At 73.2% G+C, this 25,346-nt stretch carries 23 protein-coding genes and 1 pseudogene; 17 read left to right on the top strand and 7 right to left on the bottom strand.

Going from position 1 to position 25,346, the window contains the following annotated elements; translation table 11 throughout:
- The first annotated feature begins 137 nt into the window (after positions 1-137).
- The 8 genes from ACFVS6_RS09550 (at position 138) to ACFVS6_RS09515 (ending at position 8,888) form a co-directional block, all read left to right on the top strand.
- Positions 138-989, top strand: a complete 852-nt coding sequence (locus ACFVS6_RS09550) for a hypothetical protein (RefSeq protein WP_389702205.1) — start codon at positions 138-140, stop codon at positions 987-989.
- Positions 986-2,125 carry a cyclophane-forming radical SAM/SPASM peptide maturase GrrM/OscB gene (grrM, locus tag ACFVS6_RS09545; RefSeq protein ID WP_389702203.1) on the top strand — a complete coding sequence of 380 codons (1,140 nt, stop codon included), beginning with the start codon at positions 986-988 and terminating at the stop codon, positions 2,123-2,125. The genes ACFVS6_RS09550 and grrM overlap by 4 nt, the downstream gene beginning before the upstream one ends.
- A complete protein-coding gene (locus ACFVS6_RS09540) occupies positions 2,122-3,726 on the top strand; it encodes an asparagine synthase-related protein (RefSeq protein ID WP_389702201.1) in 1,605 nt (534 codons plus the stop codon). Before grrM ends, ACFVS6_RS09540 begins: the two co-directional genes overlap by 4 nt.
- 122 nt (positions 3,727-3,848) lie before the next feature.
- Positions 3,849-5,447, top strand: coding sequence for an oleate hydratase (locus tag ACFVS6_RS09535; RefSeq protein ID WP_389702200.1), 1,599 nt, complete (start codon positions 3,849-3,851; stop codon positions 5,445-5,447).
- A 145-nt stretch (positions 5,448-5,592) separates the two neighbouring features.
- Entirely contained in the window at positions 5,593-6,012 is a 420-nt protein-coding gene (gene panD, locus ACFVS6_RS09530) for an aspartate 1-decarboxylase (protein WP_389702198.1), read from the top strand.
- Between the two features lie 14 nt (positions 6,013-6,026).
- Positions 6,027-6,368: a GNAT family N-acetyltransferase gene (locus tag ACFVS6_RS09525; protein WP_389702196.1), complete on the top strand. Its 342-nt coding sequence runs from the start codon at positions 6,027-6,029 to the stop codon at positions 6,366-6,368.
- On the top strand, positions 6,362-6,979 hold the full coding sequence (locus ACFVS6_RS09520) for an arylsulfatase (RefSeq protein WP_389702195.1): 618 nt from the start codon (positions 6,362-6,364) through the stop codon (positions 6,977-6,979). Before ACFVS6_RS09525 ends, ACFVS6_RS09520 begins: the two co-directional genes overlap by 7 nt.
- A gap of 547 nt (positions 6,980-7,526) precedes the next feature.
- On the top strand, positions 7,527-8,888 hold the full coding sequence (locus ACFVS6_RS09515) for a transglycosylase family protein (RefSeq protein ID WP_389702193.1): 1,362 nt from the start codon (positions 7,527-7,529) through the stop codon (positions 8,886-8,888).
- A 111-nt stretch (positions 8,889-8,999) separates the two neighbouring features.
- Here ACFVS6_RS09515 and ACFVS6_RS09510 read toward each other — a convergent pair.
- A pseudogene (locus ACFVS6_RS09510) lies at positions 9,000-9,725 on the bottom strand (DMT family transporter); the annotation flags it as partial.
- Between the two features lie 390 nt (positions 9,726-10,115).
- Here ACFVS6_RS09510 and ACFVS6_RS09505 point away from each other — a divergent pair.
- Positions 10,116-11,579, top strand: a complete 1,464-nt coding sequence (locus tag ACFVS6_RS09505; protein WP_389702191.1) for an SDR family NAD(P)-dependent oxidoreductase — start codon at positions 10,116-10,118, stop codon at positions 11,577-11,579.
- A 67-nt stretch (positions 11,580-11,646) separates the two neighbouring features.
- Here the strand turns inward: ACFVS6_RS09505 and ACFVS6_RS09500 are convergent, their stop codons facing one another.
- Positions 11,647-11,973, bottom strand: coding sequence for a hypothetical protein (locus ACFVS6_RS09500; protein ID WP_389702499.1), 327 nt, complete (start codon positions 11,971-11,973; stop codon positions 11,647-11,649).
- 339 nt (positions 11,974-12,312) lie between these two features.
- On the opposite strand from ACFVS6_RS09500, the gene ACFVS6_RS09495 reads away from it, so the two are divergent.
- The gene (locus ACFVS6_RS09495) at positions 12,313-12,483 is read left to right on the top strand and encodes a hypothetical protein (protein WP_389702189.1); all 171 of its coding nucleotides are present in this window, start codon (positions 12,313-12,315) and stop codon (positions 12,481-12,483) included.
- 155 nt (positions 12,484-12,638) lie between these two features.
- The gene (locus ACFVS6_RS09490; protein ID WP_389702188.1) at positions 12,639-13,631 is read left to right on the top strand and encodes an NAD-dependent epimerase/dehydratase family protein; all 993 of its coding nucleotides are present in this window, start codon (positions 12,639-12,641) and stop codon (positions 13,629-13,631) included.
- Here the strand turns inward: ACFVS6_RS09490 and ACFVS6_RS09485 are convergent.
- Genes ACFVS6_RS09485 through ACFVS6_RS09475 form a run of 3 tightly spaced genes read right to left on the bottom strand, consistent with a single transcriptional unit; the run spans position 13,617 to position 16,532 of the window.
- Positions 13,617-15,056 (bottom strand): lipase maturation factor family protein, encoded by a 1,440-nt coding sequence (locus ACFVS6_RS09485; RefSeq protein ID WP_389702186.1) that lies wholly within the window; start codon positions 15,054-15,056, stop codon positions 13,617-13,619. The genes ACFVS6_RS09490 and ACFVS6_RS09485 overlap by 15 nt on opposite strands.
- Before the next feature lie 11 nt (positions 15,057-15,067).
- Positions 15,068-15,598, bottom strand: coding sequence for a DUF1990 family protein (locus ACFVS6_RS09480; protein ID WP_389702184.1), 531 nt, complete (start codon positions 15,596-15,598; stop codon positions 15,068-15,070).
- A gap of 28 nt (positions 15,599-15,626) precedes the next feature.
- Positions 15,627-16,532, bottom strand: coding sequence for a YndJ family protein (locus ACFVS6_RS09475; RefSeq protein ID WP_389702182.1), 906 nt, complete (start codon positions 16,530-16,532; stop codon positions 15,627-15,629).
- A gap of 175 nt (positions 16,533-16,707) precedes the next feature.
- Between ACFVS6_RS09475 and ACFVS6_RS09470 the strand changes: the two genes are divergently transcribed.
- From ACFVS6_RS09470 to ACFVS6_RS09450, 5 genes are read left to right on the top strand one after another with little or no spacing between them, the layout of a single operon-like run.
- Positions 16,708-18,603, top strand: a complete 1,896-nt coding sequence (locus tag ACFVS6_RS09470; protein WP_389702180.1) for a DUF6777 domain-containing protein — start codon at positions 16,708-16,710, stop codon at positions 18,601-18,603.
- 7 nt (positions 18,604-18,610) lie between these two features.
- Positions 18,611-20,674 (top strand): SpoIIE family protein phosphatase, encoded by a 2,064-nt coding sequence (locus ACFVS6_RS09465; protein WP_389702497.1) that lies wholly within the window; start codon positions 18,611-18,613, stop codon positions 20,672-20,674.
- Positions 20,675-20,734: 60 nt separating this feature from the next.
- Positions 20,735-21,103: a hypothetical protein gene (locus ACFVS6_RS09460; RefSeq protein WP_389702178.1), complete on the top strand. Its 369-nt coding sequence runs from the start codon at positions 20,735-20,737 to the stop codon at positions 21,101-21,103.
- A 59-nt stretch (positions 21,104-21,162) separates the two neighbouring features.
- Positions 21,163-22,023 (top strand): Fpg/Nei family DNA glycosylase, encoded by an 861-nt coding sequence (locus ACFVS6_RS09455; RefSeq protein WP_389702176.1) that lies wholly within the window; start codon positions 21,163-21,165, stop codon positions 22,021-22,023.
- 26 nt (positions 22,024-22,049) lie between these two features.
- Positions 22,050-22,430, top strand: coding sequence for a hypothetical protein (locus ACFVS6_RS09450; protein WP_389702174.1), 381 nt, complete (start codon positions 22,050-22,052; stop codon positions 22,428-22,430).
- Positions 22,431-22,534: 104 nt separating this feature from the next.
- Here ACFVS6_RS09450 and ACFVS6_RS09445 read toward each other — a convergent pair whose 3' ends face one another.
- Positions 22,535-22,999 carry a hypothetical protein gene (locus ACFVS6_RS09445; RefSeq protein WP_389702495.1) on the bottom strand — a complete coding sequence of 155 codons (465 nt, stop codon included), beginning with the start codon at positions 22,997-22,999 and terminating at the stop codon, positions 22,535-22,537.
- A 263-nt stretch (positions 23,000-23,262) separates the two neighbouring features.
- A complete protein-coding gene (locus ACFVS6_RS09440) occupies positions 23,263-23,796 on the bottom strand; it encodes a sigma-70 family RNA polymerase sigma factor (RefSeq protein WP_389702172.1) in 534 nt (177 codons plus the stop codon).
- 301 nt (positions 23,797-24,097) lie between these two features.
- Between ACFVS6_RS09440 and ACFVS6_RS09435 the strand changes: the two genes are divergently transcribed.
- A complete protein-coding gene (locus ACFVS6_RS09435; protein ID WP_389702170.1) occupies positions 24,098-25,312 on the top strand; it encodes a CapA family protein in 1,215 nt (404 codons plus the stop codon).
- Positions 25,313-25,346: the final 34 nt, after the last annotated feature.

The raw sequence follows: 25,346 nt of genomic DNA, 5'->3' as shown, positions 1-25,346 counted from the left end.
TCCGTGCCGCACACCCGTCCGCGAGCCGCGGTTCCTGCCTCTCGGGTTACTCGACCTGGGGCGACTGACAACCACCCGACCAGCGTCCCGGGGCCGCGCACCGCGCGGCCCCGGGACCCCCCCGAACCGGAGACCGCATGCTGACGACCGGGATCACCCTGTCCAACCGTTCCGAGGCGTTCCGCCCGTCGGACGTCATGATCAGTTCGGGTACGAGGCGACTGGCCGGCGTCCCCGGAGTCGCGGCGGACCCGACGGCCGTCGTCCCCAGGGACGACTGGCGCCCCCTCGACGGTCGCGAGCGGGAACTGCTCCGCGCCCGCCCCGGCACCCCGTTGAACCTCATGCTGACCGTGGTGGGCCTCGACGCGGACTCCCTGGCGCGATGCCAGGACCAGTTGCTGCCGCTGCTCGCGGCGGCCGGTCGGAACGGACCGGACGAGGAGGGCGGGCACCGCAGCGCCGTCCTGGTAGAGGTCCGGGAGCGGATCCTCGACGCCGTGCTGCGGGGCGTGGGCGCCGTCAGCACCCGGCAGGGGGCCGCCGACAGCGTCGTGCACGGGCCCGGCCTCGTTTCCACGGCGTACAACTACGAGCAGCGGACCTTCATGGGCCTGCACCTCGACAACCACGAGGACCACGCGTTGGCCGAGCGGCACCGCTCCCTCCTGCTGACGGTGACCAACCTCGGCACCGCCGACCGCTGGGTCCACTTCGTCAACCTCCGCGCGGTCGACCTGATGAGGATGCTCGCCGACACGGGCCGGGAGGTCCCGAACACCGGCCACGCCCTGAAGAACGCGTTCGTCGCCGCCTTCCCCTCCCAGCCCGTACTGCGCGTGCGGCTCCGGCCCGGACAGGCGTACCTCGTCAACACCCAGGACGTGCTGCACGACGGCGCCACGAACACCGACGGGGACGCGGACGTCTCGTTCCTGACGGCCAATCGGCTGTCCCCCGCACTCGTGGGCGCGCGGAGGACGCCGTGACGACACCGACGCCCGCCACCGCCCCGCCGGTCGGCCCCATCCGCCAAGTGGTCCTCCAGGCCACGGGCTTCTGCAACATCGACTGCTCGTACTGCTACCTCCCCGACCGCCTCACGCGGACCGTGATGCCGTTGGCCACCGTGCGGGCCGCGGCACGGGCCCTCGCCGGTAGCGGGCTGCTCGCGGAGGAGGTCGAGGTCCGCTGGCACGCCGGCGAGCCGCTGACCGCGCCGCGCCCGTTCTACGCCGAGGCGCACGCCGTGCTGCGCCGCGAACTGGAGGAACGGACCCGGCTGAGCTTCTCCCTCCAGACCAACGGCCTCCTCCTCGACGGCGCCTGGGTCGAGTTCCTTCGTACGGAACGGGTACGGGTCGGCGTCAGCCTGGACGGCCCCGAGGAGGTGCACGACGCCTACCGGCGCACCCGAGCCGGACGGGGCACGCTGGCCCGGGCCCTCAAGGGGGTGGCCCGCCTCACCGAGGCGGGGCTGCCCTACGACGTGATCTCCGTGATCACCCCGGTCACCCTCTCCCGGACGCGCGAGTACCTGGACTTCATGGCGGAACTGGCCCCCCGCTCGCTCGGGCTGAACCCCGAGGAGACCGAAGGGGGCAACGCGTCCACCCTGCACCGGTCCGCCGGTTTCGAGGAGGACTACCGGACGTTCCTGCGCGAGGTCGCCGCATGGTCCGCACGGACCGGGATCGACGTCCGCGAGCTCGTCCACATGCGGCGTCACGTCCTGGAGAACGACCTGCCCGTCCGCAACACCCAGAACGAACCCCTGTCCATCGTCACGGTGGGCGTCGACGGCAGGGTGTCCTCGTTCTCCCCGGAACTCTTCGGATGGACCAGCGAGACCTACGGGGACTTCGTGGCCGGCCGGGTGACCGACCCGGGCTTCCGCTTCGACCGCTGGCCCGAGCCCTTCCGACGGATGGCCTCGGACATCGAGCGCGGCCGCGCCGCCTGTGAACGCACCTGCCCCTACTACTCCTTGTGCGGGGGCGGCGCCCCCGCGAACAAGTGGGCCGAGACCGGGGACCTGGCCGCCACCCGGACCCGGTTCTGCTCCCTCGGGGTGATGGCCGTCGCCGACGTCGTCCTGGAGTCGCTGGAACCGGCCCCGCGGTGAACGACCGAGCGGCCGGCGGACCCCGGATCAGGGTCCGCGGCCATTGCCCCCCGGGTTCCGAGGCGACCGTCCGCGCCGCGCCGGCCACCGCACCGGCCGACACCGCGTTCTTCGCGGCCCTGGCGGACCTGCCCGGACACTTCTCGGTGACCGTCGAGTACCCCGACCGGGACATCGTCCTCGTGTCCCGGTCGGGAGCCGTCGCCCATTTCTACGACACCCGCGCACCCCGGGCCCACGGGGCCTGCCTGGCGGACGTACTCGCCGCCGCGGGGCGCGAACCGCGCTGGCACGCCGAAGCCGTCGCCGACCACCTGGTGCACGGGCACCCGCTCGGCGACGCCACCCTCGACGCCGACGTCCGCCGGGTCCCGGCCGGAGCCGTCGTGACCCTCACCCACGACGCCCCCGCCCTGGTCACGCCCCCGGCCGCGACCCGCCCGGCCGACTCCCCGGCCTCACCCACCGACACCGCCCACCTCGCGCTGACCGCGCTGCGCACCGCCGTCCGCGCCGCGGCCGACGTCCCGTGCGCGCTGTCGATGTCGGGCGGCCTCGACGCCCGCCTGCTGCTGGCCGCACTGCTCGCGGACGGGGTCCGTCCGCGCCTGCTGATCTCGGGCGTGCCGGGCTCGTTCGACCGTACCGTCGCCGTCGCCATCGCCCGGGACCTCGGCCTGCCCCACCAGGTGCACACCGTCGCCCCGACCGCGCTCCTGGCCGGAGCCGCGCGTACGGCGAGGGCCACGGACGGACTCCTGCCCCTGAGCAACTGGGCAGGCATGGCCCACGTGGCCGAGAGCATCGGCGCCGAGCCGATCCTCTTCGGCTACCACGGGGAGCTGGCCCGGGCCCATCACCTCCCCGCCGTCGGCCGACGGGCATGGCCCCTGTCCGCGCGCCCGGCCTCGGAGGCACCCGGCCACCTGGTCGCGCGCAGCGGGGGCGATCCGTTCCTGCCGCCCGAACACCACCGTCTCGCGGACGACCTCCGCGAAGCGCTCCGTCCGCGGGCCCTGGAGGAGCGGATCCGCGCGGCGATTGCTGGGGACGCGGGCCCCGACCCGGATTCCGACGCCGGTCGCGGAACCCTGCTCGCCGCCACCGAGACGTTCTTCCGCACGCAGTACGGCCGGCGCAAGATCGCCGTCAACCTGGCGGCCATCGGCACCTGCGCGCGCTGGCGGGTCCCGCTGCTCGACCCCGCCTGGAGCGACGCCGTCCAGCGACTGCCCCGCCACTGGAAACTCGGCGACCGGTGGCACCGCTGGGCCATCGACCGCCTCCACCCGGAGCTCCTGCGCTACCCCGAGGAACGCTGGGGTGCCACCACCACCCGCCGGCCGCCGCCGCGCTACTGGCTGCGCGGACCCGGCCTGCCGGACACCCCGTTCTACGCCGACCAGGTGCCCCTGCGCACCGAAAGCCCGCTCATGGCGGAACTGGCCCGCGTCGATGCCGGGGGACTGGCCCCCTTCATCGACCCCTCACTGGTCGGGCAGCTGATCCGCGAGCAGGCCCGCTCCTCGGCACGCCCCCACCTGTCCTTCGCCCTGGCCGCCCTGGCCGGCTGGTCCCGGAACCTGACCCGTACGGGTTGAGGGCCCGAAACACGGCCCCGCCCCGGCCGCCCCCCGCCTCGACGGGCGGGCCCCCGGGCGCGCCCCTATCGTGCACAGGGAGCGGCGGCGAACGGCCGGTGTCCGGCGGAGGGAGTTGCGGCATGGCGAAGGCGTACCTGGTGGGCAGCGGGATCGCGGCCCTGTCGGCCGCGGCGTTCCTGATCCGGGACGGCGGGCTCGCGGGGTCCGACATCGTGCTCCTGGAGGAACAGGACCGCGAGGGCGGCAGCCTGGACGCGGCCGGCTCGCCGACGACGGGCTACACCATGCGCGGCGGACGCATGTTCGAACTGCACTTCGAGTGCACCTACGACCTGCTCCGCTCCGTCCCCTCCCTGGACGACCCGTCGAAGTCGGTGACGGCGGACACCTTCGCCTTCCACGAGGACTTCGCCTGGGACGACCACGCCCGGCTGGTCGACGCCGCCGGCAGGATCGTCGACGCGCACGGCATGGGCTTCTCCGAGCGGGACCGGCTGGAGCTGATCAAGTGCGCCGCGACGCCGGAGCGACAGCTGGACGGCAAGCGGATCACCGACTGCTTCAGCGAGGGCTTCTTCCGCACGAACTTCTGGTGGATGTGGTGCACCACCTTCGCCTTCGAGCCCTGGCACAGTGCCGTCGAGTTCCACCGCTACCTGAACCGGTTCGTCCACCTCTTCAAGACGTTCGACACCATGTCGGGCATCTACCGGACCCGCTTCAACCAGTTCGACTCGATCGTGCGGCCCCTGCTCAAGTGGCTCACCGACCAGGGCGTGACCGTACGCCTCGGCACCCGGGTCACGGACCTGACGTTCGCCGGGGAAGGGGAAGCGGGCGGCCACGGCGACGCGCTCACCGTCACCGCCCTCGCCGTGACCCGCGCGGGACTCGACGAGGAGATCGCGGTCGGCCCCGACGACCTGGTCATGGTCACCAACGGCTCGATGACGGCCGGCTCCGCCCTGGGCACGACCGACGCGCCGCCCGTCCTCGACGCGACCGACCCCGGCGGCTCCTGGGCGTTGTGGGAAACCCTCGCCGCGAAACGGCCCGGCCTGGGCAACCCGGCGGTCTTCAACTCCTCGCCCGCCGACTCCTGCTGGGGCTCCTTCACCGTCACCACCCAGGACCCCACCTTCTTCAAGCTGATGGAGGACTTCAGCGGCAGCGAGGCCGGCAAGGGCGGATTGATCACCTTCAAGGACTCGGCCTGGTTGCTGACCATCGTCCTCAACCACCAGCCCCACTTCCGCGACCAGCCCGACGACACCTTCGTGTGGTGGGGGTACGGGCTCTTCCCCGACCGGGAGGGCGACTTCGTCAAGAAGCCGATGCGGGACTGCTCCGGCCGCGAGATCCTCGACGAGGTCCTGCACCACCTGCGCTTCGAACAGGCCCCGCGGATCCTCGACACCTCGATCGTCATCCCCGCCCTCATGCCCTACATCACCAGCCAGTTCCTGGTCCGCGGCCAGGGCGACCGGCCGCAGGTGGTGCCCGAGAAGTCGACGAACCTCGCCTTCATCGGCCAGTACGCGGAAGTGCCCGACGACGTCGTCTTCACCGTCGAGTACTCCGTGCGCACCGCCTGGACGGCGGTGGCCGGCCTGCTCCACCTCGACACCGGCCCCCCGCCCGTCTTCGCCGGCCGCCGCGACCCCCGCGTCCTCGTCGAGGCCCTCGAAACCCTCCACCGCCGCGGACCCCGCCCCTGACCGCCCGGGGGCCGGCCCGGGAACGACCGGGGCCGGCCCTGACCGCCCGGGGGAGCTGACCGGGAGAGCGACTCGTTGTAGGCTGCGGAGACCGCCCTTGACCTGCGGAAAGCGGGCAGGGAGCAGACAATCCGGGAGTTTCCGCATGCTTCGTACCATGTTCAAGTCCAAGATCCACCGGGCCACCGTGACCCAGGCCGACCTGCACTACGTCGGATCCGTCACCATCGACGCCGATCTGCTCGATGCGGCCGATCTGCTGCCCGGGGAACTCGTGCACATCGTGGACATCACCAACGGGGCGCGTCTGGAGACCTACGTCATCGAGGGTGAGCGCGGCTCGGGCGTCATCGGGATCAACGGGGCCGCCGCGCATCTCGTGCACCCCGGGGACCTGGTCATCCTCATCAGCTACGCGCAGGTGGACGACGCCGAGGCGCGGACCCTCGTGCCGAGCGTGGTGCACGTCGACGCCGACAACAGGATCATCGAACTGGGGGCGGACCCGTCCGCCCCGGTACCGGGTACGGACCAGAGGCGCAGCCCGCACGCAGTGGCCGGCTGAGGGAGCGGGGAACGATGACGATCGAACTGCGGGACGAGCGCGCGGCGGGCCGGCTGCTGGCCGTCGAGGACGGCGGGACGGTCGGGCACATCGCCTACTTCGTCCTCGCCGCCGAGCCCCACGCCCTGGTGGCGGTCCACACCGTGGTGGAGGCGGGCCACGAGGGCAAGGGCATCGCCGGGCGGTTGGTGCGGCACTTCTACGAAACGGCCGCCGCCGAGGGCGTTCCGGTCGTCCCGCTCTGCCCCTACGCCGCGAGCTGGGCCGCCAAGCACCCCGACGAGGCGCCCGAGGCGCCGGTCGAGGTGGTCGAGGCCGCCAAGGCGCAGCTGAAGGGCGACCCCGAGCTGTGGTGAGGGGGCTGACGCTGCTGCACACCTCTCCCGTCCACGTCCCGGTCTTCGAAGCGCTGCGCGACCGGCACCATCCTGACGCCGCCCTGCGGCACCTGGTGGCCCCGGAGCTCCTCGACCGGGCCCGGGTGCACGGGCCCGGCGCGGTGGTCGGGGACATCAGGGCGCGACTCGACGGCGTCGACGGCCCCGTGCTGGTGACCTGTTCGACGATCGGGGCGGTCGCGGAGTCCCTCGCCCCCGCCCTCGGGGTTCCGGTGTCGCGGGTGGACCGTCCGATGGCCGTCGAAGCCGTCCGTCGCGGCCCGCGGATCGCCGTGCTCGCCGCCGTGGGGTCGACGCTCGCCCCGACGGCGGAGTTGCTGGCCGAAGTCGCCGACGGCCGTCCGGTGTCCGTTCGTACGCACCTCGTCGACGCGGCGTGGCCGCTGTTCGAGGCCGGGGACGATGCCGGTTTCCACGCCGCCGTGGCCGCGGCGGCGGACTCCGTCACCGACGCGGACGTCATCGTCCTGGCCCAGGTCTCGATGGCCGGGGCGGCGGCCCTCGCGCGCACCCGACTGCCCGTGCTCACGAGCCCGCGCAGCGGTCTCGCCGCCTGCCTGGGTCCGTAGCGCCCGACGCCGGCGCCCGACGTCGAACTCCCGTCCGCTCCCGCGAGCACGAGCGAGGAATCGCCCGTTCGGGTGAAGTCGGACCCCGGATCCGACCGGGTCGCGTCACCCGCCCCGGACCGCCGCGGATTCGGGGGGCGTGCCCGGCCGGATCGGGGGAAGGTGGGACACATGGTGCGCAACGCAGAGCAGACCCAGCCCCCGGTGCCCGGCCCCGACCCGGTCCCCGCGCCGGTCCCGCCGGTGCCGGGCCCCCCGCCGGTCCCGAGCCCCCCACCCGTACCGAGTCCGGTGCCGCCCGTGCCCGGACCGGTCCCCGAGCCCGACCCCGTGCCCCCGCCGCCCGGCCCCGCGCCGATCCCGCAGCCCGGCCCGCTGAGCCGCGGGTAGACGACCGGGACAGGGCCCGGGAGCGGAGCGGGACGAAAGCCGGACGGAGCCGGATGTAGCGGTCAACTTCCCCTTGGAGGCGGCCGGTTGTGGCCCTTGTCAGGAATGTGGCACGCCGTTAGGTTGTGCGGTTCCTGATGTCTTCAAGGGGGCTCCCATGGGTGTACGGGGCCGGCACCGCCGGTACCAGCCGAGCAGCATCAACCGGGCCTCGCTCGCCGTCACCGCCGGTGGCGCCGGGATCGCCCTACCGTTGATCGCCGCCGGGGTCGCGAACGCCGCCTCCGTGGACACGTGGAACAAGGTCGCCCACTGCGAGTCGACCAACAACTGGAAGATCAACACCGGGAACGGCTACTACGGCGGGCTCCAGTTCAGCCAGAGCACGTGGCGGGAGTTCGGCGGTACGGCCTTCGCGCCGCGCGCCGACCTCGCCACCCGGGAACAGCAGATCGCCGTCGCCGAGAAGGTCCTCAAGGGTCAGGGGCCCAAGGCGTGGCCGGCGTGCGGCCCGCAGGCCGGCCTCAGCCGCAGCGGCCCCGCACCCGTCCTCGGCCCGACGGCCGCACCGCAGCCGCCGAAGGTTCCGCAGCCGAAGGTGTCGGAGTCCAAGGCGCAGCAGCCGCAGGCGCAGGCGCCCAAGGACCGTATCCAGGCGACCAAGGCGACCACGGGCGCGCCGGTCGCACTGCCCCGCCCGACCGGGACGTCCGTCCTGCCGAACCCGTACGTCGTCGCGCCCGGCGACTCGCTCTCGGCCATCGCCACCGACCAGCACGTCGAGGGCGGCTGGCAGGCCCTGTACGAGACGAACCGCACCACCATCGGCGGCAACCCGAACCTGATCTTCCCCGGGCAGCGGCTTACCCTGCGGATCACCGCCGCCCCGCCCGTCCAGAACCCGGAGAAGCCGCCGCGCACCGCGGAGCCCGTCAAGCCCGTGGAGCCGGCCGCGCCGGACGCCGGCAAGCCCGCTCAGAAGCCGACCCCGAAGCCGACGCCGGAACAGAGCAAGCCGGCGGAGAAGCAGAAGCCCACCGAGCAGGCCAAGCCCGCCGAGAAGCCCAAGCCGAAGCCGGAACCCGCCGCCAAGCCCGTCCAGCAGCCGGCCGCCGGAGGGTTCTCCGCGCCGGTCGACGGGGGCCTCGGCACCGCCTACAAGGTCGCCGGATCGTCCTGGTCCAGCGGCTACCACACGGGCGTCGACTTCCCGGTGCCGACCGGCACCAGCGTCAAGTCAGTGGGCCCCGGCACCGTCCTGTCGGCCGGCTGGGCCGGCGCCTACGGCTACCAGGTCGTCATCAAGCACTCCGACGGCCGGTACTCCCAGTACGCCCACCTCTCCGCGCTCGGCGTGAAGGCCGGTCAGCAGGTCTCCGGCGGCCAGCGCATCGGCCGGTCCGGTTCGACGGGCAACAGCAGCGGTCCGCACCTGCACTTCGAGATGCGCACGGCTCCCGGGTACGGCTCCGACATCGACCCGTTGAAGTACCTGCGCGGGCACGGAGTCCGCATCTGACCCCCGCACGTGCGGCGGCACGGCCGTGAGCAGGATCAGGCCGGCCGCCGCCACCAGGCCGCTCGTCGCCGCGGCCAGCGCGCCGACGGTGCCGTAGCGGAAGCCCTCGTCGAACAAGGAGATCCCGACCGCCGCCGCGACCACCGGATTGACGACCGTCACGGTGGCCAGCGGCGCGGTCAGCCCGGCTCCCCGGTACGCCGCCTGCGACAGCAGCAGTCCGCCGGCCGCCAGCAGGGCGATCGCCGCAAGGTCCGGCCACAGTGCGGCCAGGGCGCCCGGCGTGAAGCTCTCCGCCACCGCCTTGGTGAACACCGACCCCATCCCGAAGGCCGTGCCGGCCGCCGCCGCGAGCAGGACGCTGCGCAGTACGGGACGGACCACCCGGTGCGCGGCGACGAACAGCGTCGCCACCACGGCTCCCGTCACCGCCATCAGCAGGATCCGCTCCCCTCCCACGAGGGACTGCCGTCCCGCCCCGTCCCCACCCGTCAGGGCGAGCAGCCCGGCCAGGCCCGCCGTCGCCATGACCGCGCCGCGCCACGCCGCCGCACCCGCGCGGCGTCCTACGAACACGGCCGCCATCGGCAGCGCGAAGACGATCGTCAGCGCACCGAGGGGCTGGACCAGGCTCAGCGGCCCGTACGCCAGGGCCACCACGTGCAGCAGCGCGCCGAGGCCGTTGAGCCCGACCGCGACCCACCACCCGGCCCGGCGCAAGGGCGCGTAACCGCGGCCGGGGGAGGTCGCCGCGACGCGTTCCTGGACGATCGCGCCGCCCGCGTACGCGACGGCCGACACCAGGCAGAGCAGAACCGACAGGGCCAAGGCACTCATAAGATCCACCATGCCTCAGCGCGGCCGGCTGTTCATCCGCCCGGAGGAGGCATGATCGCCGTCCGAGTCATCCTCCGGGTATACACCAGGAGGAGTACGTCGAGTCATCGCTCGTACGCGAGCGGTACGCGGGGCCGCCGGGAGTCCTCCGCGTCGCCGCCGGAACACGACGTCCCCGGTGTTCGGATCGAACCGGGAGAGGGGCGCGGTCGCGGTCCGGGACGCGGGGGATGCGGAGCGTCACGAAACCATCCATACCGTGACAGTCCGTTCGCGGTGCGTGAGGCGCTCGGGGGCGGGTTTGGTAGCCGGCGCGCCGGCTCCGTACAGTGGCGGTTTTGAGGACTTCCGCAGCACGCGGACGCGGACGAACGAGGAACGGCAGCGGCCATGACGGTGACCGAAGACAACCACGCATACGGGCCGGGCATCGACCCCGAGCGGCTTGCCCTCTGCCTCGGCGTGATCGACGAGCTGGACAAGCTCGACGTCGACCACCCGGACGCCATCACCGTACGCCGCGCCACCGCCGGCCTCTACCGGACGGTCAAGCAGCGCCGCCGCCAGGAGCGCCGCGCCGCCAAGACCGCCAACGACAAGGCCGTCACCGAGTCGACCGCGACCGGTTCCGCCGAACGGATCGACGACGAGACCCAGGGCAACGCCCTGACGACCGCCACCAAGGGCCCGATCGCCGGAATACTCCAGCGTCCGCGGTCCTGCTACATCTGCAAGACCCGCTACGTCGAGGTCGACGCCTTCTACCACCAGCTCTGCCGGGACTGCGCCGCCTTCAACCACGCGCGCCGCGACGCCCGCACCGACCTGACCGGCCGACGCGCCCTCCTCACCGGCGGCCGCGCCAAGATCGGCATGTACATCGCGCTGCGGCTGCTGCGCGACGGCGCGCACACCACCATCACCACGCGCTTCCCCAACGACGCGATCCGCCGCTTCAAGGCGATGCCCGACAGCTCCGAATGGCTGCACCGCCTGAAGATCGTCGGCATCGACCTGCGCGACCCCGCCCAGGTCGTCGCGCTCGCCGACTCCGTCGCCGCCGAGGGACCGCTCGACATCCTGATCAACAACGCGGCCCAGACCGTACGCCGTTCCCCCGGCGCCTACAGCGAGCTGGTCGCGGCGGAGAACGCCCCGCTCCCGGCGGGCGAGCTGCCCTCCGCCGAGGTCATCGGCACCTTCGGCAGCGGCACCGTCGACCGCGGGGCCGCCCTGTCGTCCGGCAGCGGCGAGAAGCTCAGCGCCCAGGACGTCACCGACCTCGCGCTGGTCTCCGGCTCGGCCTCCCTGGAGCGGATCGCCGCGGGCACCGCCATCGACGCCGGCGGCCTCGTGCCCGACCTGCACGACACGAACAGCTGGATCCAGACGGTGTCCGAGGTGGACCCAGTGGAACTCCTCGAAGTGCAGCTCTGCAACTCCACCGCGCCGTTCATCCTCATCAGCCGGCTCCGGCCGGCGATGGCCGCGGCCGAGGCGGGACGCCGCTACGTCGTCAACGTCTCCGCCATGGAAGGGGTGTTCAGCCGCGGCTACAAGGGCGCGGGCCACCCGCACACCAACATGGCGAAGGCCGCGCTGAACATGCTGACGCGCACCAGCGCCCAGGAGATGTTCCAGAAGGACCAGATCCTGATGACCGCCGTCGACACGGGCTGGATCACGGACGAGCGTCCGCACCCGGACAAGATCCGCCTGGCGGAGGAGGGCTTCCACGCCCCCCTGGACCTGGTCGACGGCGCCGCCCGCGTCTACGACCCGATCGTCCGGGGCGAGCTCGGCGAGGACCTGTTCGGCGTCTTCCTCAAGGACTACGCCCCCGCCAACTGGTAGGCCGCCGCACGGTCGTTCGTCGACCGGTGGAACCGCCGTCGAGGACCCCGGACCCCGGGGTCCTCGTTCAGTTCACGCCGCGCACGCGCGCGGCGAGCAGTTCGAGGACCGGACGCCAGTCCTCCGTCACCCCCGCGTTCAGGCCCGCGGTCGACGCCGACTCGGAGGCCTCGCGCAGGGTTTCCACGTCCGGGGCCGGATGGGGCGGCGCCGGAGCGTGGTGCTCCCGGGCGAGGCCCGCGACGCGGGCGCCCAGGAGCGGCCGCAGCTCCCGGGGCAGGCCGTGCAGCAGTCCGGCCACCTGGAGTTCCTTGTCGGACGGGTGCGAGCGCCGCAGCAGCGCCGCCGTCCGCAGTCCGTGATCGCGGCCCCGGTGAGCGTCCAGCAGCTCCATCAGCTCGTCGACACTGCCGATCTCCGGTACGTCCGCCACCGCCGTTCCTTCCCTCGTTCGGGCCATCGTCCGCGCGCACGCCGCATCGCCGTCGAGCAGATCGGTACGGGGCGACACACCGGCGTACGACGCGCTGAACTTCGGGCGAAAACATGCGGTCCAGCGTGGATTTTACCCTTCCATCGAGCGGGGTCCCGCTCATATGTGTACCCTGAGCCGCAAGGAGCCCCACCCGGGCACCGCTCCACCAAGGCGCCACCGCGTCCGGAAACTCTTATATTTCCCTATCTCCGGCGCGCGTCAGTGCCCGCCGGGTTACGCGACACGAGGGAGTGCGCGGTGACTGAAACGACGAAGCCCGAAAAGACCCTGGAGCGACCGGGTCGGGGAACGCACACGAAGTCCGACGAGCTCGGCAGCCTGGAAGTGTGGGCGCGCTCCGCGCCGATCCGGCTGGCGGGTTACGAGGACGACCTGGCCGAACCCCACATCCTGCCCGGCATCGACTAGACCGCGCCCCGACCGGTAACCGGTCCGTGCCCCCGCGCCGATGGGCGACGGGGGCACGGCGTGCGCGGAGTTCCCGTTCCGCGTCCGCCCTCGGCGTGATCGCTGAAGGCGATCACCCCTTACCCGGCCGTGCTCCGGTCGTGCAGTCTCGGTCCATGAGACTGCTGATGCTGGGTGGTACCGAATTCGTCGGGCGTGCGATCGTCGAGGACGCCCTGGACCGGGGCTGGGACGTGACCGTCTTCCACCGCGGTCACCATGCCGCCCCGCCGCGCACGACCGCGCTCCACGGGGACCGTACGGCCCCCGACGGGCTCGCCGCCCTCGCCGCGGGGGAGTGGGACCTGGTCGTCGACACCTGGAGCGGCGCCCCCACGGCGGTGCGCGACAGCGCCCGCCTGCTGGCCGGCCGGGTGGGGCAGTACACGTACGTCTCCAGCCGCTCGGTGTACGTCCACCCCTCTCCCGCCGGGGCCGCCGGTGCGGGCGAGGACGGCCCGCTCGTCGAGGGTTCCCCCGACGCGGACGGCACCGCCTACGCCGAGGACAAGCGCGGCGGCGAACTGGCCGTCGAGGCCGCCTTCGGGGACCGTGCGCTCCTGGTGCGGGCGGGCCTGATCGTCGGCCCGTACGAGAACGTCGGCCGGCTGCCCTGGTGGCTGAACCGGGTGGCCCGCGGCGGCCCCCTCCTGGCCCCCGGCCGCCCCGACCTGCCGCTCCAGTACATCGACGTGCGCGACCTCGCGCGCTGGACCCTGGACGCCGCCGCGGCCGGCCGCTCCGGCGCGTACGACCTGGTCTCGCCCAAGGGCCACGCCACCATGGGCAGCCTCATCGCCGCCTGTGCCGCCGCCACCGGCGGCACGGTCGAGCCGCGCTGGACCCCGGACGCCGTGATCGAGGAGGCCGGCATCGAGCCCTGGACGGAACTGCCGATCTGGCTTCCCGAGGGCGAGCTGTACGACTTCATGTTCGGCGCCGACGTGACCAAGGCCCTCGACGCCGGCCTGACGTGCAGGCCCGTCGAGGAGACGGCCGCGGACACCTGGGCCTGGCTGCAGAGCCTCGGCGGCATCGCCCCGCACCGGCCCGACCGCCCCCAGAAGGGCATTTCGGCCGAGCGTGAGGCGGCCCTACTCGGGCTCTGAGCCGGCCGGATCCGTGAGCCGGGTCGGCGGCAGGTACTCGCGCACCAGCGTGCGGTGCCACCACGCGCCCGTCTCACGGAGCTCCCGCCGGGTGGTGAACCGGTAGCGGTACAACCGGGCCCGCACGAAACGTGGCGGGGCGTCCGGGAAGGGGTTGTGGCGCAACAGCCGCAGCGTGTCCCGGTCGCCCGCCAGCAGCCGCTCGACGAACGGCCCGAACCAGTCCCGCGCGTAGCCGGGGGACAGCGCCGCGAACCACATGAGCCAGTCGAGGCGCAGGTGATGGGGGGCGAACTGGCGAGGCAGCCGCCGGAGTTCACCCGGCTTGCCCTTGAAGCCGTACTCCCGCCACGCGCCGTCCTCGCGCGGGGTGCGCTCGTCGGTGCCCTCGACGACCACCTCCTCGCGGATCCGGCCGACCGAGCCGAAGGCGCCGTAGGTGTTGACCAGGTGGAGGCCGTCGTAGGAGCGGTTCATCACCTGGTGGCGCGAGATCATGTTGGCGACCGGGTGCCGGCTCAGCACGAGGACCAGGACGGTCACCGCGCACACGAGGACCACGTACCACGGGGGAGCCGCGCGCGAGGCGGCGGCGGGCGGCGGCCCGGTGAACCGGGTGAAGTCGACGGCGGACAGCGCGAGCGCGATCGTCAGCCAGTTCAGCCAGGCGAAGTTGCCGGAGAGGACCAGCCACAGTTGGGTGGCGACCATCACGGCGGCGGCGAACGAGGCCACCGGCTGGGGGACGAACAGCAGGAACGGCACGGCGAGTTGTGTCACGTGGTTCGCGGCGCACTCCACCCGGTGCAGCGGCTTCGGCAGGTGGTGGAAGAACCAGCTGAGCGGTCCGGGCATGGGCTGCGTCTCGTGGTGGTGGTAGAGGCAGGTGAGCTTCCGCCAGCAGGCGTCGCCCCGCATCTTGATCAGCCCGGCGCCGAACTCCACCCGGAACAACACCCACCACAGCAGCCACAGAACCAGCACCGGCGGCCCGGCCCGGGCGTTGCCCAGGAACACGGCGAGGAAACCCACCTCCAGCAGCAGCGACTCCCAGCCGAAGGAGTACCAGGTCTGCCCCACGTTGACGATGGACAGGTACAGCGACCACAGGACCGCCCACATCGCCATGGCCGCGCCCAGCGGGACCGCGTCGCCGACCCCCGCCGCCAGTGCGGCGGCGAGCGTCGCGCCGGCCCAGGCGCAGCCGGCGAAGAGACGGTCGGAGTAGTGGAGTTGGAACAGGCTCGGCGCGTGCCGGAAGGGCACGTACCGCACGTGGCGCGGGACGGGCAGCATGCCGTGGGCCCCGATCAGGGCCCTGAACTGCAGGGCGGCCCCGACGAAGGCGAGGACGTAGACGCCGGCGAGGGTCCGTTGGAACACGATCCGGGCCGGCCAGTACGCGGGAGCGGTGAACCAGTCCATCCCCTCCAGTATCAGCCGCGCGCGGCCAGCTTGCGCAGGTGGCGGGTCAGCCACCGGGCGTAGCCGAGCTGGAGGACGGGGACGATCGGGCCCGCGAGGCGGGTGTACCAGGTGGCCGGGCGGCTGAAGGCGGTCACCTCGAACCACACCGTGCCGTCCTCGGCGAGTTCCACCAGGAACGCTTCCTCGCCGCACTCGGGGTGCCCGGTCCGGGTGCCGTAGGCGAATCCCGCCCGGTCCGCGGCGTCCGGTACCCAGATCACCTCGCACGGCACGCTGATGCGCAGTGGGCCGATGCCGAGGCTGATCTCGACCCGCACGCCGGGCGCGGTGGGCCCGTCCGTCCGGACGCCGGCCCCGGCCGCCCGGTGCACGGCGAACTCCGAGACCGCCCTGCCGGCCGTCTCGAACACCTCGCGGCCGTGCCCGATGCGGGCCCGGTGGTGCAGGTGGTTGTAGCCGGTGGGCAGGGGGCGATGCCGGGTGGCGCCGCGGTCGGGGTAGTTGAGGGTGTCCCGGCCGGTGGCGGTGAGGCGGGTCATGGGGTGCTCTCCGTTCGAGGGTTCGCGTTCAGCGGGTCGTTGCCCGGGGCGTGGCGGTCGTCGTGGGGCGGATCGGGACGGGCGGGGCGGCCGGGGTGGCCGGCGCACCGGGGGTGGTCGGGGTGGTGGTGAGGCGCCGCCAGGCCAGTAGCGAGCACAGGGCGAAGCCGAGCGCGTTGCCGAGGCCATGCGTCGCGGCCATCCACGTCAAGGTGGGGTGCGCGATCCCGGTGGCCTCGCCGACCGCCCACCACAGGGCGAGCAGCATGGTGGCGACCAGTACGGCCGCGGACACCGCCAGCAGGGTCCCGGTGGTCCGGTCGCGCGCGGTGGGCCGCAGGTCGCGCCAGGTCACGAGTGCCACGGCCCACATCCCGGCCGTCAGCACGACCGCTCCCAGCAGTTCGGCCCAGTCGTCCACGAAGTATCCGACGAGCACCAGCAAGGTGCCGGCGGGGACGCTGTACGCCGCCCAGCGCGCCCACCGCAGTGCGCCCGCCGATCGGCAGACCAGTCCGGCGACCAGTGCCGCCGTGAACCCGGCGAAGTGGAAGTGGGGGACGGTCAGGGCCAGGATGTCGAGGTCGAAGCCGAAGAGCCGGTACCCGGCCCGTTCGGCGACCAGCGCGGTCCCGGCGACCGAGGGCGAGACCAACGCCGTCAGCGCGGCCACCTCGGCGGGGGCGAGCGAGCGGGTCCGCAGCAGTCGGGCCGGGGCGTGCGCGGCCAGGGCCAGCGCCGCGAGGGCGTAGAGAGCGGCGAGGGCGGTGGCCGTCGCGCCGCGCGGCAGCCACAGGCACAGCGCTCCGGGGAGGGCTGCGAGCGGCCACAGTCGGGCGGTGGTGCGCAATCCGGCGGGGTCGATCAGGAGGAGGCCCACGGGCACGACGTAGAACATGCCCAGGGTGACGATCAGGTTGACGAGTACCGTCACGGCTCACTCCTTTGAACGTGTTCAAGTTACGGTCGTGACCCTACGGGGTTCCTTGAACATGTTCAAGACGGTGTGGTGCGGAGTGTTGGCGCCCCGCTCGCGGCCCTCCACTTGCGGCGCTCCGGAACTTGCGGCAGACAGGAGCATACAAACCGGGGCGAAAAGGGAGATCAGCGTGAAAGACGTGAATGACGTGCCCGCACCGATGACATCCCGTCAGGCGTCGCGCCGTCACCTACCGACCTGCACAACCCTCTTCGCCCTCGTCGGCCTGCTCGCCGCAGGTTGCACGGGCTCGCCGCCCGAGCTGACGAAGGGTCCGGCCGCGGAGAGCAAGGAGGTCCAGCTGCAGCCCGTCGGCGCCGCCGGCTCCGCGCCCTTCACCGCCTCCTTCGCCACCCGGGAGTCGGCCCCCGTGCAGCCGCCGCTGCCGAACCGCAGCGGTCGGGGCATCCGTACGATCGGCGCGGGCACCCCCGGCCTCTACGGCGGCACCCAGCGCTTCGGCAGCTGCGACGTGGAACGGCAGGTCGGCTTCCTCGCCGCCGACGAGGCGAGGGGACGCGCCTTCGCCTCCGTCTCCGGAGTGGAACAGGCCAAGCTCCCCGACTTCCTGCGCGGGCTCACCCCGGTGGTGCTCCGCGCCGACACCCGGGTCACCAGCCACGGGTACAAGGACGGCCACCCCGAGGACTTCCAGGCCGTCCTCCAGGCGGGCACGGCCGTCCTCGTCGACGAACACGGCATGCCGCGGGTCCGCTGCGGCTGCGGCAACCCGCTCGTCGCGCCGCGCTCCGCGAACGGCAGCCCGGTGATCAAGGGCGACCCCTGGCAGGGCTACCAGGCCAACCAGGTCGTGGTCGTCGAACCGAGCGCCCGCCGCCTGGACAACCTGCTCATCGTCAACATGGCCGACAACACCTGGATCGAGCGCAGGACCGGGGACGACGGCGCCCAGGACAGGACACCGCGGGTGCTGCCGCCCTACGACCCGGCCGACGGCATCCCCGACGGGCCCGCCGACGCGCCCGGGACGGCCTCCGACCCCTGCACCGCGGCCGATACCCACAGCCTGGAGCGGACCAAGCCGCCGGTGTCCCCGTCGGCGCCTCCCGCCGGACCCCCCTCCGACCTCACCGGGGACCTGCCGTGGGACGCGCAGTCCGACGTGACCGGGGGCGCCGGGGGGAGCCTGCCGTCCGACGTGACCGGTGGTGCCGCGGGGAGCCTGCCGTCCGATCCGGCCGCCGGGGCGCCGCTCGCACCGTCCGCCGGCACGCCGCAGGTCGGGCCCGACTCCTTCGCGGACGACCTCACGGGCGGCCCGACCTCCGGCCCCGTCGACGATTTCACCGCGGACCTCGGCGGCGACCTCGATCCGTACCTCGACGCCGACCTCTACGCGGAGCTCGGCACCGGAGCCACCGGCGACGGCCTCGGAACCGGCACCACCGGCACCACCGGCACCACCGGAACCGCTCCCGGCGATGACCTGACCGGCGGTCCGGCCGGTGACGTGGCCGGCGGAGCGCCCCTCGACCTGCTGCCGGACACCTCGACGGGGGCGTCCTCCGGTGTCCCCGGCGCCCCCGGCCCGCACGCCGACGGGTCTTCCGGCGTCCCGGGCGGTGCCCCCGGCGTCCCCGGAAGCATCCCCGGTGAGGGGGCGGCCGGCGTGCCCACCGACCCGTCCGCCGACCTGCCCCTCGCGGGCCCGCAGGCGCAGCTGCCGGGCGCCGCCGCCCCGTGCCCGCCGGCCGCGGACACCCCGCCCGGCAAGCCCTCGCAGCCGCCCGTGAACCCGCAGCAGCCGGTGACCCCGCAGGCGCCCGGGACGCCGTCCCCGGCCCGGCCCGCGGATCCCGCACCGAACGCACCCGGGGACGCGGCCGGCGACGTACCGTCCGAGCAGTTCCCGCAGAGCCCGGACAGCGACCCCGCCCTGCCCGGATACCCGGACGAGGACGCCTTGCAGGACATGCTCGACCCGTTCCTGCCCGACCTCCCGTACGACGTCCCGGACCCGCTGACCGGGGAGTCCGAGGACACCCAGTACCTGGAGAGCGCCTGACCCCCGGCTGTGTCATGGTGGATCGGTGCCGAGCACCACATCGCTGCCGGACGACTGGCCCGCACACGCGGACCGGTCGCTGTCACTGAACCGGATGGGCAGTTTCGACTGGGACCTGGTCACCGGCCTCATGCACCTGGACTCAGCCGCCCTCGAAGTCTTCGACACCACCCCCGACGCCTACGACGGACGGCCCGAATCCCTCTCCCCGCGCGTCCCGCCGGCCGAGTCCACCCGGCTGGACGCGCTGGTCTCCAGCGCCCTCAAGAGCGGCGTCGACAGCTACGGCGCCTACTTCCGGATCCGCTGCCGTGACGGCGAGCTCCGCTGGACCCACACCCAGGGTCGCGTCATGCGGGACCCCGACGGACGCCCGTACCGGATCATCGGGATCGTCCGCGACGCCACCGAGGAACTCAGCCATTCCGCCGAACGCCTCGGACTGGACGACGAGCGGCGCCGCCAGACCTCCGTGGTCGAGAGCACCACGGCGGCGCTCGCGCACGCCCGGACCGTCAAGGACGTCATCGACGCCCTCGGCGACGCCCACGGCCTGGAACGCCTCGGCTCGATGGGCATGGTCATGGGCCTCGTCGAGGCCGGCCGCATCCACCTGGTGGCCGAAGGCCCCCAGGGCAGTTTCGTGCCCGGTACCCGCTACACCCGCATCGACGAGCCGTACCCGATGAGCGAGGTCGTCCGCTCGCTCCAGCCGCGCTTCCTCGACTCGGCGGAGGAGTTCGCCCACGGCTACCCGGGGCTCTGGGCGAAGATCTCCCCCATGCGGATCTCCGCCGCCGCCTACCTCCCGCTGATCGCGCAGGCCCGCCCGATCGGCGCCATCGGACTCCTCTACCAGGACAAGGACGGATTCACCCAGGACGAACGGAACCTGCTGGTGGCCCTGGGCAGCAGCATCGCGCAGAGCCTCCAACGGGCCATGCTGCTGGAACAGGAGCACGACCTCGCCGAGGGACTCCAGCAGGCCATGCTGCCCCGACGCATCCCGGCCGTCCCGGGAGCCCGGATCGCGGTCCGCTACCGTTCCGCGCGGATGGGCCAGGACATCGGCGGGGACTGGTACGACGTCATCCCGCTGCCGGGCGGCCGGGTGGGCGCCGTCATCGGCGACGTCCAGGGCCACGACACGCACGCGGCCGCCGTGATGGGCCAGCTCAGGATCGTCCTGCGCGCGTACGCCGCCGAGGGCCACTCGCCGGCGACCGTGATGGCGAGGGCCTCCGTCTTCCTGCACGAGCTGGACACCGACCGCTTCGCGACCTGCACGTACGTGGAGGCCGACCTCTCCACCGGGGTCCTCCAGCTGGTACGCGCGGGCCACCTCGACCCGCTGCTGCGCACCAGCGACGGGGACTGCCGACGGCTGCCGGTGGAGGGCGGGATGCCGCTGGGCCTGTCGGCGGAGTTCGGCCGCCTGGAGTACGCGGTCACCACGGTGGAACTGGATCCGGGAGAAACGCTTCTGCTGTGCACCGACGGGCTGGTGGAACAGCCCGGCGCCGACCTCGACGACGGCATCCAGTTCCTCACCTCCCTGATCCGCAACGGTCCGGACGACCTGCAACTCCTCGCGGACCGGCTGTGCGAGGTCGTCGACGACCGGGGCGGCGACGACGACATGGCCCTGCTCCTGCTGCGCCGGCAGGGCGAGGAGGCCCCGAAGGGCGGCGGCCGGCTCCAGCAGCACGTGGCCCCCGGGGATCCCGAAGCCCTCGTGGCCGCCCGGCACATGATCGGCGCGGCGGTCCGGGCGTGGGGTGCGCGCAACAGGGCCGACGAGATCGAACTCGTCGCGGACGAACTCATCGTGAACGCCCTCATGCACACCGACGGGCCGGCCATCGTCACCCTGCGCGTGCTGAGCGGCCCCGAGCGGCGGCTGCGCGTGGAGGTCGAGGACCGCTCCAGCGCCCTCCCCAGGCGCCGCGAGGCGGGCGAGTCCGGAGTGTCGGGCCGCGGCCTGATGCTCGTCGACCGGCTCGCGGACGTCTGGGGCGTGGAGCCCCGGGGCAGCGGCAAATGCGTGTGGTGCGAATTCGTGATGTCCTGACCTGCCTGACCTGCCTGACCCGCCCGACCCGCGGACCGGGGTGGCCGGTTGAATGGCCCCGTGAACGGCGAACCGGCGTGGCCCGTGGACAAACTGAACGCCCTGCGCCTCGGCAGGAGGCTCGTCACGGAGGTCCCGTCGTCGCGGCCCGACCGGCGGGCGTTCGTGGACGTCACCCCAGGGTGGACGGGGCCGGACGCCGACGCGGAAACGCAGGGGTGGGTGCGCTGCGACGCCGGGCGTGCGTTCCGGCTGCACCACCGGGAGTACGACCGGGACCGGCTGGACGGCTTCGACCACGACGTCGGAGAGGTGCTCGTCCGCTCGGCGCAGGCCGGGGACGAGGCCGGGCTCCTCGCGGTGCTGGACGCGTGGGGCATCGACCCGGGAGCCTTCGTCCACCCCTGGGAGAGCGACGACCCCCGCTGAGCGCCTCCCGGTAAGCGTTCCGGGTCGCGGTTCGGGAAGGGTGGCGGCAGGCTGGGGGGATGCCGGAGTTGCCCGAGGTCGAGGCCCTGCGGGGGTTCCTCGACGAGCACCTCGCCGGGCGGGTGGTGGAGCGCGTCCTCCCGCTCGCGGTCAGCGTGCTCAAGACGTACGACCCGCCGCCGACCGCCCTGGAAGGGTTGACGGCCGGGCCCACCGCCCGCCACGGCAAGTTCCTCGCCCTGCGGATCGGCGACCTCCACCTCGTCACCCACCTGGCCCGCGCCGGCTGGCTGCACTGGCGGGACGCGTTCCCCGCGCAGCCGCCGCGGCCGGGCAAGGGGCCGCTCGCCCTGCGCGTCGTACTGGAGGGCGGCGGCGGCTTCGACCTCACCGAGGCCGGTACCCAAAAGCGCCTCGCGGTGTACGTCGTGCGCGACCCCCAGGAGGTCCCGGGCATCGCCCGGCTCGGCCCCGACCCGCTCGGGGAGGGTTTCGACCGGGACGCCTTCGCAGCGCTGCTGGCGGGGGAGCGCAGGCAGATCAAGGGCGTGCTGCGCGATCAGTCCGTCATCGCCGGGATCGGCAACGCCTACAGCGACGAAATCCTGCACGAGGCCCGCGTCTCGCCGTTCAAACTGGCGGCCTCCTTCGACGAGGGCCAGGTCACGCACCTCTACGAGGCCGTGCGGGACACCCTGGGCACGGCGGTCGAGCGTGCCCACGGGGTCGCGGCGGGGAAGCTGAAGGCGGAGAAGAAGAGCGGGCTGAAGGTCCACGGCCGGGCGGGCGAACCCTGCCCGGTGTGCGGGGACACGGTCCGTTCCGTATCGTTCGCGGACTCCTCGCTCCAGTACTGCCCCACCTGCCAGACCGGCGGGAAGCCCCTCGCGGACCGCAGGCTCTCCCGCCTCCTCAAGTAGCGGGGCCCTGCGTAGACTCCGGCACCATGGCCGACCCGCAGCACCCGCCCCGGCGGGAGACCGTCACCGGCGTGCCCCGGGGCACCCGGCGCCGGCCGCCCGCGTACGCCCCGGCCTGCTCGGAGATCTCCGAGCACACCACTCTCGGCACGACCTACGTTCGGGCCCTGATGCGCAGCCAACTGCGGTCCGGGCTGGGCGCGCTGGCGGTGCTCGCGCTGCTGCTGGTCCTGCTGCCGCTGGCGTTCCTGCTCCCGCGGTCGACGGCCGGCCCGCTGGTCTGGATCGCGCTGGGCCTGGTCGCGTACCCGGCGATGTGGCTGATCGCCCGCTGGTACGTCACCCGGGCCGAGCGCAACGAGGCGGACTTCACGGGCCTGGTGACCGACCCGGCCGACACGGCCTGAGGGGCGACCGGGCGCTCGCGCCCGCCGGGAGCGCCCTTCCGGGAGCGCGCACGGTACACCGCGAGGCCGCCCTCCTGGCGGCAACGGGACCTCGACGACAGGCCCTAGAACAGGTGCATCGCCAAGTGCCCCAGGGGGAGGCCCAGTTGCCAGGCCGGTGTCCAGACGCGGACGTTCTCGTCAAGGCCCGGCGGGGTGTCCGTGTGGCCGTGGCGGGCCGGGTCGATGTTGGTGGCGAACAACTCGGTGTGGTCGAGCCAGCGCCAGGCCGCGCGTGCCAGTTCGAGGTCGGGGTCCTCCGCGCCGCCGCGCTCGCGGGCCTCCTCGCCCAGCGCGAGGAAACGGGTGTGGACCCAGTCGCGCCAGGGGTGCCCGTAGGCCGTCAGGGACAACCACTCGTCGAGCTGTGAGACCACCCGGATGCCGGAGAGCTCACCGGCCGCGTCCGAGAGGTAGATCGTCAGCGCGAGAGTGTCGCGTCCGGCGCGGAACTCCAGGGTGCTGACCGGGATCAGCCGGCCCGTGCGCAGCAGCTCGTCGGCGATGTACTCCGCGTAGAGCCATGCCATGGGCACTGCCAGTCCGCCGTCACTGGTGCCGTTCGAACCCTCGGGCTGCACCGTTCCACCTCTCCGCGCGTCGAGCTTCCGCCGTCACCCCTGAGCCTTCACCGCACGACTCGTGGAGCGGGGGATGTTTACTCAACTTGAACGCTCTGATGCCGCAATCGATGCGTTACCTGTCCGGTTCGTGCGCATGACGGACGATCCTTGAGAGTTTCTCCGGTGCGCTTCGAGGGACGGCGGGCCGGGCGACCCGTGCGGCCCGGCCGTCAGGCGCCGAGGCCGTACCCCTGGAGTCCCTTCCGGAGGGCGCGAAGGGCGTAATAAGTACGGGATTTGACCGTTCCGGCCGGAATGCCGAGCTCTGCGGCGGCCTCGGCCACCGAGCGGTCCTGGAAGTAGACCTGCACCAGTACGTCCCGGTGCTCGGGTCCCAGACTGCGCACGGCGCGCCGGATGTCGATCGCGGTGACCGAGCCGGCCACCGCGTCCTGGGGTTCCGGCGCGTGTTCCAGGCCGTGCGGGTCGACCTCCTGCGGGCGTGACAGGCGGGCCCGGCGGGCGTCGATCGCCAGCCGCCGCGCGACCGTGAACAACCAGGGCCGCATGGACTCGTGGCCGCTGGCCAGCACCTCCGGGTGCTGCCAGGCCCGTACGAGGGTCTCCTGGACGAGGTCCTCGGCGCGCTGGGCGTCCCCCGCCGTCAGGCCGAGCAGGAAACCGAACACGGCCCGCCCGTGGTCGCGCTGGAGTTCGGCCAGAGCCTCGGGTTCGGTGTGCTGGAGGGTGGGGGAGGGCGACACGATTGGCTCCTTCCGGGGGCCGTCGGGGTCTCGGCTCCCGCTGGGGGGAGCCGACCCACTCACCCTGACCTGCACGGAGCCCGCCCGGAACCGTCCGGCGCCGCCGTTGCGCCCAAGCACCCGGGTCGTCCGGTGGGCGGGCGCGCCGGACGACGAACGGTCGAACGGCGCGGCGAACGGGCGGGGGGCCGTCGGAGTGGGCGGGCTCGGGCGGACGGCACCGTTCCTTGACTTCGCGCGTCTTCTCCTATGGATTGCGGATCAGATGATCCGATAGTCATACAAAAGGGAGTCGGCGAAGATGAGCACACGCACCCGACGGGCACTCGCACTCCTCTCCGCCCTCCTGCTGCCGGCGGCGGCCGCCGGCTGCTCCACCGGGGGACCCGCCCCGACCCGTCCCGGTGCCAGTGCGGCCGGCCCGTCCTCCGGAACGCCCGCCCCCACCGGAACCGCGGCCCCCGGCGCCACGGAGAAGGGCTTCACCCTGGTGGCCAGCGGCGACGTACTGCCGCACACCTCGGTCATCAAGCGGGCGGCGACGGACGCCGGGGGCGACGGATGGGACTTCCGCCCCATGTTCTCCGGGGTGAAGCCGGTGGTCTCGGCCGCGGACCTCGCGCTGTGCCACATGGAGACGATCTACGGCGAGGACGGCGGACCGTTCAGCGGCTACCCGGCCTTCGTCTCCCCGCCCGAGGTCGCCGACGGGCTGAAGGACGCCGGGTACGACGGCTGCTCCACGGCCTCCAACCACACCCTCGACGACGGGGCGGACGGCATCCGGCGCACCCTCGACAGGTTCGACAAGGTCGGGCTCGGCCACGCGGGCTCCGCCCGCACGGCCGCCGAGGCGGCCAGGACGACGATGTACCGGGCGGGCCCAGCGAAGGTCGCGCACCTCGCCTACACCTACGACACCAACGGCTACCCGATGCCGGACGGCCAACCGTGGGCGGTCAACGAGATGAAGCAGGACCGGATCGTCGCGGACGCCAGGGCCGCCCGCAAGGCCGGCGCGGACGTGGTCCTGGTCAGCCTCCACTGGGGCACCGAGTGGGAGACCGATCCCGACGAGACGCAGCTCTCGCTGGGCAAGGCGCTGACCGCCTCGCAGACCGGCGGCCGGCCCGACATCGACATGATCCTGGGGACGCACGCACACGTGCCGCAGGCCTACGAGAAGGTCAACGGCACCTGGATCGTCTACGGGATGGGGGACCAGGTCGCCGGCGAGATGTTCAACCCTTCGGGCGCGCGCGACCTGCGCGGCAACTACGGCTCGATCGGCCGCTTCACCTTCGCCCCGCCGGCCGCGCCCGGGCAGCGCTGGCAGGTGACGAAGGCCGAGTTCATCCCGCAGATGATGGACCTCGGCCCGGGCCGGGTGGTCAACCTCCCCGCGGCCCTCGCCGAGGATCCCGACCGGGGCGACTACGAGGAGGCCCAGGAGACCGTCACCGAGGCCGTTCTCGGCCGCGGCGCCGCCAAGGACGGCCTGAAACCGGCACGCTGACGTCACCGGGCACGACACGACACGGCGCTGTCGA

Origin of the sequence: Streptomyces sp. NPDC057939 (assembly GCF_042887545.1) — a bacterium.
GTDB lineage: Bacteria > Actinomycetota > Actinomycetes > Streptomycetales > Streptomycetaceae > Streptomyces.
Note: the sequence above shows the minus strand (reverse complement) of the source record. Positions and strands in the feature narration are given on the sequence as shown.